General features: G+C 37.6%; 17 protein-coding genes, 1 tRNA gene and 1 pseudogene. 2 read left to right on the top strand and 17 right to left on the bottom strand.

Translation table 11 applies throughout. From position 1 onward, the window contains the following. Positions 1-169 precede the first annotated feature (169 nt). The 5 genes from ABN217_RS18390 to ABN217_RS18370 all read right to left on the bottom strand — a co-directional run bounded on the left by ABN217_RS18390 (position 170) and on the right by ABN217_RS18370 (position 3,391). A complete protein-coding gene (locus ABN217_RS18390) occupies positions 170-1,900 on the bottom strand; it encodes a terminase large subunit (RefSeq protein ID WP_349459744.1) in 1,731 nt (576 codons plus the stop codon). A gap of 2 nt (positions 1,901-1,902) precedes the next feature. Continuing rightward, on the bottom strand, positions 1,903-2,361 hold the full coding sequence (locus ABN217_RS18385) for a phage terminase small subunit P27 family (RefSeq protein WP_196749635.1): 459 nt from the start codon (positions 2,359-2,361) through the stop codon (positions 1,903-1,905). Between the two features lie 206 nt (positions 2,362-2,567). Further along, complete coding sequence (locus ABN217_RS18380; RefSeq protein WP_109372931.1) at positions 2,568-2,915, bottom strand: HNH endonuclease; 348 nt, start codon at positions 2,913-2,915, stop codon at positions 2,568-2,570. 65 nt (positions 2,916-2,980) lie between these two features. Then, the gene (locus ABN217_RS18375; RefSeq protein WP_198626551.1) at positions 2,981-3,118 is read right to left on the bottom strand and encodes a hypothetical protein; all 138 of its coding nucleotides are present in this window, start codon (positions 3,116-3,118) and stop codon (positions 2,981-2,983) included. Beyond that, positions 3,119-3,391, bottom strand: coding sequence for a hypothetical protein (locus tag ABN217_RS18370; RefSeq protein ID WP_109372930.1), 273 nt, complete (start codon positions 3,389-3,391; stop codon positions 3,119-3,121). A 142-nt stretch (positions 3,392-3,533) separates the two neighbouring features. Here ABN217_RS18370 and ABN217_RS18365 point away from each other — a divergent pair, with 142 nt between their 5' ends. Continuing rightward, complete coding sequence (locus tag ABN217_RS18365; protein ID WP_088495906.1) at positions 3,534-3,755, top strand: hypothetical protein; 222 nt, start codon at positions 3,534-3,536, stop codon at positions 3,753-3,755. A gap of 611 nt (positions 3,756-4,366) precedes the next feature. Continuing rightward, on the top strand, positions 4,367-4,642 hold the full coding sequence (locus tag ABN217_RS18360) for a glycine zipper domain-containing protein (RefSeq protein ID WP_109372929.1): 276 nt from the start codon (positions 4,367-4,369) through the stop codon (positions 4,640-4,642). A gap of 46 nt (positions 4,643-4,688) precedes the next feature. On the opposite strand, the pseudogene ABN217_RS18355 reads toward ABN217_RS18360, so the two are convergent. The 12 genes and pseudogenes from ABN217_RS18355 to ABN217_RS18300 form a co-directional block, all read right to left on the bottom strand. Then, positions 4,689-4,817, bottom strand: a pseudogene (locus ABN217_RS18355) (lysis protein); the annotation flags it as partial. A 248-nt stretch (positions 4,818-5,065) separates the two neighbouring features. Beyond that, a complete protein-coding gene (locus ABN217_RS18350; RefSeq protein WP_197269967.1) occupies positions 5,066-5,596 on the bottom strand; it encodes a hypothetical protein in 531 nt (176 codons plus the stop codon). Between the two features lie 2 nt (positions 5,597-5,598). After that, positions 5,599-5,757, bottom strand: coding sequence for a hypothetical protein (locus tag ABN217_RS18345; RefSeq protein WP_191901987.1), 159 nt, complete (start codon positions 5,755-5,757; stop codon positions 5,599-5,601). After that, positions 5,739-6,209, bottom strand: a complete 471-nt coding sequence (locus tag ABN217_RS18340; protein ID WP_191901986.1) for a lysozyme — start codon at positions 6,207-6,209, stop codon at positions 5,739-5,741. The genes ABN217_RS18345 and ABN217_RS18340 overlap by 19 nt, the downstream gene beginning before the upstream one ends. Continuing rightward, positions 6,209-6,478 (bottom strand): hypothetical protein, encoded by a 270-nt coding sequence (locus tag ABN217_RS18335; RefSeq protein ID WP_191901985.1) that lies wholly within the window; start codon positions 6,476-6,478, stop codon positions 6,209-6,211. The genes ABN217_RS18340 and ABN217_RS18335 overlap by 1 nt, the downstream gene beginning before the upstream one ends. 146 nt (positions 6,479-6,624) lie before the next feature. Next, positions 6,625-7,032 (bottom strand): phosphate-starvation-inducible protein PsiE, encoded by a 408-nt coding sequence (gene psiE / locus ABN217_RS18330; RefSeq protein WP_063109078.1) that lies wholly within the window; start codon positions 7,030-7,032, stop codon positions 6,625-6,627. Between the two features lie 83 nt (positions 7,033-7,115). Then, positions 7,116-7,193 (bottom strand) — tRNA-OTHER (locus tag ABN217_RS18325). A gap of 338 nt (positions 7,194-7,531) precedes the next feature. Next, the gene (gene ymcF / locus ABN217_RS18320; protein WP_419775829.1) at positions 7,532-7,672 is read right to left on the bottom strand and encodes a cold shock small protein YmcF; all 141 of its coding nucleotides are present in this window, start codon (positions 7,670-7,672) and stop codon (positions 7,532-7,534) included. A gap of 7 nt (positions 7,673-7,679) precedes the next feature. Continuing rightward, the gene (gene cspE / locus ABN217_RS18315; protein ID WP_041701226.1) at positions 7,680-7,892 is read right to left on the bottom strand and encodes a transcription antiterminator/RNA stability regulator CspE; all 213 of its coding nucleotides are present in this window, start codon (positions 7,890-7,892) and stop codon (positions 7,680-7,682) included. A 313-nt stretch (positions 7,893-8,205) separates the two neighbouring features. Beyond that, the gene (locus ABN217_RS18310; protein WP_191901984.1) at positions 8,206-8,589 is read right to left on the bottom strand and encodes an antiterminator Q family protein; all 384 of its coding nucleotides are present in this window, start codon (positions 8,587-8,589) and stop codon (positions 8,206-8,208) included. A 27-nt stretch (positions 8,590-8,616) separates the two neighbouring features. After that, positions 8,617-9,642, bottom strand: a complete 1,026-nt coding sequence (locus ABN217_RS18305) for a DUF968 domain-containing protein (RefSeq protein ID WP_191901983.1) — start codon at positions 9,640-9,642, stop codon at positions 8,617-8,619. Further along, positions 9,639-10,442 (bottom strand): KilA-N domain-containing protein, encoded by an 804-nt coding sequence (locus ABN217_RS18300; protein WP_191901982.1) that lies wholly within the window; start codon positions 10,440-10,442, stop codon positions 9,639-9,641. The genes ABN217_RS18305 and ABN217_RS18300 overlap by 4 nt, the downstream gene beginning before the upstream one ends. Positions 10,443-10,581 lie beyond the last annotated feature (139 nt).

Below are 10,581 nucleotides of genomic sequence, written 5' to 3'. Positions count from 1 at the left end.
TAGGTTGTCCAAGCGCTCTTGAAACAAGGTATGACCATAAAAGGCACAATAAACCCGCGCAAATATAGCCCATCGGTAGGTAGATTAACCAAGCGCCCCATGACAACAAAAAGGCACCCGCAATCCCAACCAATAAGGCTGTTATTGTTAAAAATTTCATTAAATTTCCTTAGAGAGAGCGTAAGCCTCGAGAAACGAGGACATTGGAAAGTGTTTTTTCTGAGTTATTCAACATTGCTCGACCAACAGCCATCATAGCTGAGACTGCGCCATCAATTTTGTTTTCATTACCATCTTTTGTTGGTCTAACAACATCATCACTACCTGGTAAATATTTACCAACCACGTTTTGAAAACACCATGTCATAATAGGATTACCATCATGATGAAATCGACCTGAAGCTAAAGCAGCTTCTATTTCCTTCATGGGATCACTCATATTTGTATAATTTTGAGTAATAGAAATAGGCTCTAATCCTTCATCTTGTAGTCGATGAGATAATGCCACCGCACCAAATGGGTCAATTGGGCTGGAAACAATACTGAAGTGTTCTCTTAATTTTAAGATTGATTCTTCAATCAAACGGTAGTCAACCTCTGCACCATCACTTGGAATTAATGCTTTCTGATTGACAAAACTTTGATACCGTTCCGCAGTCCTCAACTTGTCGCTATCGGTTGAATAAATAGTATCTTCTGGCGCAAAAAATAATGGAGATACAGAAAAATAATGTTTTTTACCGCCAATTTCTCGCATAAAAATAGGGGCTACACAGTTCAAATCCAGCTTTGTTGCTAGGTCAATACCCAAATAGACATCTTCACCATAGAAGTCTTCGAGCTTTAGGCTTTTATCTTCAGCTTTACGCCAGTGATCCATATTGTAGAACGCTGATTTTGCAGAAACCCAAATATTGAAATGTTTAGTTTTTATCTGATTTGTTTGTCTTGGTGTTGTAATACCAAGCTCTTGTTTTGCTAAAAGATAATCGTACTTTACTGATACATCACAATTTGGGTTAGACTTAATAATGGCTTCTGGTAATTTCCAATCGTCATCTTTATCTATGGTGTAAATAATGCCAAAAATCTGCTCATTAGCCCCGCCAGTACGAATACCTTCAAGAATTTCAGTAACCTGAACTCGCTTATCGTAACAAGGACTTTGAATATCAAATCCTGCCGTTGTGATAATTAGCGTTAATGGTTGCTCTCGCGCCCCCATCCCTGTGGTCATTGTTGTATATAACGCATCTGTTGAGTGCTCATGATATTCATCGATAATCGCACAGGTTGGATTGCCACCATCACCGGGATCTCCGATTAAAGGAGCAAATAAAGAACCATCAGGGCGGGTCATTTTCTCTGCCCATGGTTTGATTTGAAATCGTTTCCTCAGTGAGGGTAATTTCTTAACCATGGCTAAAGCTGGCTCAAATACCTTCCACGCTTGCTTTTCTGTTGTGGCACCACAGTACACTTCTGCACCATATTCACCATCAGCACAAAACATGTAATTTCCAACGGCTGCTGCAATCAATGATTTACCATTTTTACGCGGTACCTCAACATACATTTCAGTGAAGCGACGGTTGCCACATTTCTTTTTTACCCACCCAAAAACTACGCAGAAAATAAAAAGTTGCCACGGTTCTAGTGTGATCCGTAATTTACGCTTTGCCCACTCTCCCTTAGTGTGGGGCATAAGTTGAGCAAATCGACAAAAGCGCTCTGCCTTATCTTTATCAAAACGATATGGCCAATCTTTTTCTTTCGCTTTTTGGAGATCATCTAAGTGACGTTGACAGGATTGTTTAACATAAATACATGATGAAATTTTTCCGCTAACAATATCTCTAGCGTATTGGTTTGCAGCATTGACGCTCGGATAAGTAGCCATAATTAAAACTCATTAAATTCGTTCTCATCATTATTCTGTTCACTAGGCCCTGTCATTCTCATTCGGCTAAGTGGATCCAACCCAAGCAATGAACCTAAACGAGCGATTTGTGAAACACTGTCATTACGAACGGCGACAGCAGGGTGTTTTTTTAATCCACCAGAGCCACTCATTTCAGTAATACCACCACTTTCCAAATCTAATTTAGCTTGTTTTAAAATAACCTTTTCTGCTGTAAGCATGAGTTCGAAAGCATTGCAATACGCAACTAAAAGAGGAGCATCTTCAAGTTCAAATGTTCCACGTTCAATCAAAATTTTACTTTGTGTCTTCCAGAGTTTTATTGCTGACTCTCCCATCAATTCTGCAGGTGGGGCAATCCTTGTCATGCTACTCTTAGAATTTTTAGCCGGTAAATTTTTATTCCGGCCACCACCAGATGCACGGATACCGGCTGCCATTTATCCTCCTAAAAATGTTAAAAAGTTTCGAAAAAAATAATCCTTATTTCGCGTCTGTAAAAATTGACTTAAGGGGGCGGTCCTATAAGGCGAGAGTGGTAGAGATTTGACCCTCCCCTCCTACCGGTGTTTTATAATTTCATTTTGAAATTAAATATTTTTATAACTTTATATATTCGTTATATATCAGTATGTTATATTTAATACTAAATTCTTTCTTTTGCTGTCTTAGTTCTATGACATGGAATACATAACGACTGAAGGTTTTCTTCCGCATCGGTACCCCCATGTGCTTTAGCAATGATGTGGTCAACTGTTTTCGCTTCGGTGGCTCGTCCTGACCTTAAGCATTCTTGACACAGATACTTATCACGTTTGAGTATGCGTGCTCGTAACTTATCCCATTGGGTACCATAACCACGTTGATGACGAGACTTACCACGCTGGTGGGTTTCCCATCCTAAGTTCTGATGATCTTCACAGTAACCGTTACGTTCTGTTGTTGTCTTGGCGCATCCCTGTTTACGACACGCGCGAGGTATACGAGGTGGCATGTGATCTCCTATAACCTAAAGAGGAGAATAATCCTCATTGATTTTAAAGGTGGGATTTCTCACCTTTACTTCTGACTACACCACGTTCTGTTATTTAAATCACTTATGGCTTGCGAAAATGCTTGATGCCGAGTTTCTATTACTCTTTTTAACTCATTGATAGCAACATCTTGTCGATTAGCTTGCATGCGTAAATCTGCCATTTAAGCCTTGATGTCTGGTTCTAACTTACCGCCAGTAATTACACCGCTGAATACAGCCTCACTTGATGCACAGCACTTTAGCTTTCCCAAATCAATAACAGCATCTTTCATAAAATAATTACCTGAACCTGCAATAAAGAAATCATTGCTTTGCTCAGGCTTAACGCTGACCTTGATTCCTACATCTTGCATTAGTTGCTTAATGCGGATTAGTTGCTCTTCTAACTTATCTAGATTTGCTGTATCTACCGTTACTTTTAATTTATCTGACACAGTGCTCTCCAACAAAAAAAGCGGTACAATGCCCCCTGATCAAACATCAGGGTATAAATAAATATCCATTAGATTATTTGAAGTATTCAGTCCTGAGAAACTTACTAAAGAAATGGCTGATTTACTTCGGTATGAGGTTTGCATGAAACTAGAATTTAACAGTGTCAAAGTATTTTCTGAATTAATATCAGATCCCAATACATCTAATGTAAGGGTATCTCTCTACGGAATTAACAAGGATAATGGTGCAGAGGAGTTCACCATACATCTTTACGTTGATGACGTGAAAAATAAAACTATCAAAGAAATACATGAACAAGCTGAAGCTGAACTACTTGCAAGAATAGACTCATACGGAAAGTAACCGCTTTGGTTCTCCATTTGTTGCCTGTTGTTGGTTGATGATATTATCCATTGCTTGTGAAAGCGCTTTTTTAATAACGTTTGATTCACAGTTCGTTGATTCCATATCATCGAGCTGTTTTTGTAAGTCTGTAATTTATTGTCCTTGTCGTTCTACTTGTGCTTATAGTGCACGAATTTCTATTCTTTGTTGAATATTCACAACTACCTATCATTAAAAAATCCACCAGCTATTAACTGATGGCTATGAAACTTTACAAATATAAAGTGGCTATTATTTAAACAATAGCGTACTGTCATTTAACTCATTGTGTTTCACTTGAACTATAAAAATTGATAATTTTTTAATGTAATAGTTGCTCATCTCTGATGAGCTATTTTTTAAATTATAAAAATAACCCGATTACTCAGTGACAATAAAAGTCATGAATAATTATATTTTTAACAGTTTATAGTTAGTTTCCCTATTTTGATCTGCTCACTCCTATTCGGGTGAAATTACCAACCTTACATATACCTTTCTTATAGTGGCGATTATTTAATATTAAAACTATCTACCCACTTATAATTATATTTTTTTGCACAAAACAAATTAACTATAGGAGTAACATTATGGGACTTTTTGAGAAAGCTGAAGGTAAAGCCACAGAAACCCTAGGTAAAGCACAAATTAAATATGGAGAAGTAATCGATTCTCCTGAGCACATAATAAAAGGTGAGGCAAAAGAAATTTGTGGTGCTGGAAAACAAGTAACATCGCAATTACTCGATTCCGCACAAGAATGTGTCAAAAACACACAACTCGGAATTAAAAAGAATCCACTAACTTCGGTAGCCATTTCTGCAGGTGTCGGTTTTGTTATTGGTTATCTATTAAATAAAAAATAGTTTTTACAATTTTGTTTAATTCCCCTTCTCTTGTTGAGGGGGATTATCACAAACACTCCATTCTAATGTAATCTTGTAACTCTAATATCACTGACTCTAACTCTGCAATTCGCTCTGAGAATAACCAATAATTTCTGATTGTGGTGTTAGTAGGTCTGGCTGCGGTTGCATCATCATGTATCACTACGTTACCTTAATTACTTACGGCTTCCCCGTCAGCCTGATGAAATCAACCATCCTTTCTGCAGATACAAAAAACACCAGCTATTAACTAGTGGCTATGAACCTTTACAAATATAAAATGGCTATTATTTAAGCAATAGAGTACGGTTGATGTTCCAGTGAAGAGCGACCTGTTCACTTGGGCAAAATAATAAGATCCATGTTATCTAAAACATTCAGACCCCCATTAAACCCGCGGGTCTATTTTTTTACTTTCTTCGCTTCAATTTCCCGTATTGCTTTTAATTGCTCATTAGCTTTTTCTATTGTCGATAACAAGGAAGGTATCCATAACACCACTTGGCAATATGTTAAAGTTCGGACGGTAGAGGCACTAACACTGGTTGAGTCAATGTCTTGGGTATCTCTATACATTGACCGTAACTCATAGGTGTGCTTGAGCACCCCATCAGTAATATGTTGAGGAACAAGCAAATCACAAGTCGGCTCTTTTTTAAGGATCGTTCTATATTCAATGATTTTCTCCTGTGATTTTGCATCTACCTGAATGCCATAGCGGTAGGTTGTAGTCGCTATTTGATTAAATCTATTAAATTGAAATATCTGATCACTTAACAGCTTTGAGTAACTATTATTTTCTTTTGTTAATTGCTTATTCTCTACTATTAAATTATCTCTTTGAGTAATGATATCTTGTATGATGTTGGCAATATAACCACCAGCGACAATTCCTACCATTACAATGACAATGTAAAGTTTCCAATGTTTCATAATTAGTACCGATGATGTGAGAGAGCTATCTGACAACGCTTGTCTAAGCTTGCTTTATCGTTAATACATGAATTATCAATTGAGAGATAAATGCCACCAGCGACTGTGATGAGTAATGCGAGGATAAAGCTGATAATGATGATTAAAGATTTCCATGACATAGTGCTGACTCCGCATCTCTACGACTGACTAGCCCTCGCCATACCTTTCCACCTGCATAAACCCATCGTTTCATTTCTTCACAAGCGCCATACTGATCGCCTGCGTTTAATTTCTTTAGCAACGTAGAACGTGCAAAAGCTGTGGTACCCACATTAAAGGCAAAAGAATATAGAGACGCTTTTGTTTTATCATCCAGCGGTACTTTAATCAGGGTATCAACTTGCTGCTGCGTTCTAATAAAGTCTTTCTGCAGTAATTCGTCACACTCTTGCTGTGTATATGTCTTACCTTGAATGATGTCATTTCCAGTGTGGCCATAACAAACCGTCAGAATTCCAGCAACATCATGGTATGGCTCATAACGCACTCCCTCAAAATAACCAATCACGGTTAGCGCGATGCTTACCGCACCAGCACTCGTGACTACTGTCACTTTCTGTTTTAGGTTCATTAAATATCCTTTTTAGCTTTAGTCAGCATCTCGCCAACTATCTTTTCTATGCTTTGCGGATCACTAGAACAATTACGGTGAACTAATTCAGCAAATAACGCTGTTCGTTTTCGTTGTTCTCGCTGTGTCATAAAATAAGTTGCTAATCCAAGGAGCATGCTGAATCCCATCCCTATTACAAATCCCCATTCATAAAGTGAGAGACTTGCAAAAAAGGCAGTTAAGCCAGCTGTTCCGTAGGTAGCATTGGTCAATTTTTCCATGCGCATAGTCACCCCCTACGGAGTGTCCGAGTTTAGTTAAAGAGATACAGATACACAGTTTTTATGTGAAGTAATCAGTATGTGATTGATACTATGATCTATGTATATAAAAAAGGCCGCACATGGCGACCTTTTAAATGAGATACTTTAGCTTATTCTGGCTTCAATCTTTCTGCATTAGCAATATACAATGCAATAACTAGAATAAGGATTGTTCCTGAATATACGATAAGTAATTGCGGATTTTTATGTTCAACAACAATAAGTCTAATTACAGCTGTGATAGCGATGTAAATAAAATATTGTAATGGAAAGTGATAATTTGATTGAAAGTATTTAATAATTAAGGCAATAAACTCAAAATACAGAAAGTAAATGATAAGTCCATCAACTAATAAATAAATTGAAACTGGATCACTAACTGTAAACAACAAATTAGCAAGAATAATAGTTTCTTTAACTAAAAAAATTATTAAAATAATTGCAAGCAATATCAGGCCAACACTACTAATCCATTGTAAAACTCGACTAATTACTTTTGTTTGATTTAGTCCTGTCATAATAACTCCTAAGAGTTTATGCCCCTAATATCAAGTTTTCTATAGATTAAAATAAAAAATAGATGAGAAGCTTTATATTTAATTGGGCCGCCATCAAGGTATCGAACCTCGACTTTTAGTTTAAATAAAACTAAATACTCTCCCAGTTAAGCTAATGGCGGAATGAATTTACCTGAACCAACGAACTATCATAAATGCAACTAAGAGCAATAAAGCAATGATAATTACATTCCGTAAAAAAGCGGGGATTAGATGTAATAGCGCAGACCAATTCATAGGCATCTCCTTAGGAAATCATTCCTTTAGATACCACATCTATTTTCGATAAAAACTTGCAAATGCAAGGTTTGCTGTTGATAGCAATGAGGTATGTTTACTCTTCTAAGTTTACCACACACTAATGAATATGTACGTTTCAAAATATAAAGGGATCATCTTTAAATTTAAGCAACAAAAAAACCCCGCCAAAACGAGGTTTTATATATTCAACTATTAACGCTTAACTCATTTGAGCAGCCATCACAGTCTTACAAAAAATACATTTTGCGCCGTGTGGATTGTTCACTGTAACATCAAATTGTGATGTTCTATATTGTGAACCGCTACAACAAGGACATTTAAAATAGAGGCGAATAGTAATAGCGCCTTTAGAGAGCCACCACGTTGCCTGCTGCTGGACCTTTCATACCATTTTCAATGGTAAATGAAACTTCTTGGCCTTCCATCAGAGATTTGAAGTCATCACTCTGAATTGCAGAGTAATGTACAAATACATCTTTACTTCCATCTTTAGGAGTGATGAAACCAAAACCTTTATCATCGTTAAACCATTTTACTGAACCAGTCATTGTATTAGACATAGAATTTCCTTTAATTTCTTTAATTTGCCATAAGGCATATGAGGGTTTGTTTTTTATTTTTACTTATGGGAATTAATTAGAAGGAATTCGCAATGAAGTGGTATCGAGGATAACGCTAAACGGTGAACAACTTTAAACTGACTAACATAAATAGGCCTGTACTTCCAAACCAGTGATGTCATTAAGCCATAGATAAACTCAGATAGCAAACTTTATTTTATATATAAAAACCCCGCAAAAGCGGGTTTATAAGTTGGCTGACCTTGATGTCACTCTTATCACAATATCATCATTTTTACGATCGTAAAGCGCGTTATGTGACTTTTTCTATGTATCGATCCATTTCTAAGGAGACATCTAACATCATTAACATACCTTCTATTATCCCTTCTGCTTTTTGCAGTTTTTTTCCTATGTGAGTATCAGAACAATTGTGCTTGTTAGCCAGTTGCATAAATGTCATTCCGAATAAATAGTAATCAAGCAATAGGTCATGCATCTCACTATTCTTTTTATTCAGTTGCGCCATACAACTAGAAATAATTATTGCATCGTCTTCACAACATTGAGGGCGTGCCTTAACCTTACTTGGTATTAATCCACTAAACCCCGCAGCAACCGAATACCATTGAACCGACTCTGTATTATCTGCCGACCATGCTCCCCAACGTGATAAAAATTCCTGTATATCTCTCATGCCTATACTCCTCGTGCCGTACACACGTTAAATAAATGCACCGATACCTAATGAACGGTTTAAAAAATGAAATAACAATTCGAGTTGATTGCCGTGAGTAACTTCCCATTGTTTTGGGTCTCGATGTAACTCGTCATGATGAATGCGACATAATGGAATAGTGAATAAGTCATGAACCTTAGTACCCATCCCTCCCATGCCATGACCAATGATGTGATGCGGATCATCAGCCTGTTTCCCACACACGCAACACGGTTGAGTCTTCACCCATTGGAGCCATTGGGTATTTTCCCAACGTTGCATTTTAGGTTTAAGAAGAAATGACGCTGGTGGCTCCGGATCAACAGCAACTTTAATAACCGGCTTTATGGTATCTAACCGCTCATTCATTGCAGATAATGCGGTTACGTTACTTGGGATAATGTCAGCTTCAGGAAAACCACCGTGAACTCTGCGTTCTTCTTGTTTATCTGACCAATTTAAAATCTGGCGCAATATCGCTTCGGGTAATTCATCAACCAAGCTATGCATTACTGCAAATGAGAAAAAATCAGGTATCGTTAGCTGGTGGCCACTATCTAATCTCAACCGAAAACGAATAGTGTCTAACATCCAATTGATTCGATTTTTATGAGCTAATTCAGCAATCCACCCTGCTGATGAATGACGAATATGATTATCGTGATACCAGCAAGTGCGGATCACGCCAGCCTCATTAAATGTCGTTACTAACTCATGGTGATGATAATTATCTTCATCGTTATCAATCTGACAGTATTTGATATTACTAATAACCCAAGAGTCCATCGGTGATACTTTATCGATGGTGTGGATTACTTTTTTGTTATTGAGAAATTGAATGATGTGCTTATTGTTTAAAATTGGCTGTTCATCACCCGTTAATGCGCCTGAGGGCAACACATCTAAACTTTTTGGAACATCGCTAATAATCACGCGGTGATGCTTTTTAAATTGCTCGAGTAATTCAGCACCCGGTTTAAGTAATACAACGCCCAGTTCAGGTTGAATGTAGGGAGTTAATAATAATTTCATGCGCTCACCTGCTTATTCAACATCACCATGCGGATCAATTCATCCGTTTTACTCTCAAAGAAATGCGGTTGGGTTTCGCGCGGATTATTAGGACTCGTCATATTCTTCCCAAACTGACAACCTCTAGCCGTAACAGACCAAAACTCTTTCGTTTTGCTAGCAGTTTTCGTGCTTGGGCGTGATAGACGTTCAACAATGCCTAGTTCGGCTAATCGCTTATAGGCTTGCTGTGCTGAAATAGGTAAATTGTGTTTTTTAATCAGTGTTGATAATGCAACTGTTGGACGACTGGAGCTATCCATAGATCCACTTGGTGCATCAATCGCATAAACAGGGGCTAATTCAGGTAATCCCGCCATGGCCTGTAATTTTTGATAAGCGCCTAACTTTGATGAATTCGAAAAGTTTAAACTTTTAGACATTGACTCAAGCAGTATTACACCCGCTTGAACCTTATCACTGAGTTTCTCTTGGTGCTGTTGTGACATTAAAGCATCGAAGGTACGGATCACTTTTAAATGAAAAGAAGCACTGATCCACATTGCGTAGGCATACACTAATTCTTTGCAAACATAGGTGCCTTGGTTATATCCACCAGCCACAGTAACAATGGGCGCTCCTGTGATCTCAGGAGCGGTCGAAATTTCATCAATTAACTCTTTAGTTTGAGCTAATGAACTCCAATTCGATGGTTGATGCCGTTTTTCACCACCCGATACTCGATGTAAATCATTTAAACAATAACGACCGGCTACATCTCTACGAACCTGAAAGCCATCAATAACAATTAATCCATTCATGCTATTTCTCTCCACGTTTTACTCGTGACCGTACATCACGCTTTTACTATGCTGACGAATGATTATTTCAAGCTTCCCGCCTTTAATAACGTCCATCCATTCAACATCCATTTTTTTAATCTGCTTATCATCCACCCAT

Source organism: Proteus sp. fly-1067 (genome assembly GCF_040139345.1).
Classification (GTDB): Bacteria; Pseudomonadota; Gammaproteobacteria; order Enterobacterales; family Enterobacteriaceae; genus Proteus; species Proteus vulgaris_B.
The sequence above is the reverse complement of the archived record's forward strand: the minus strand, read 5'-3'. Positions and strand labels throughout refer to the sequence as shown.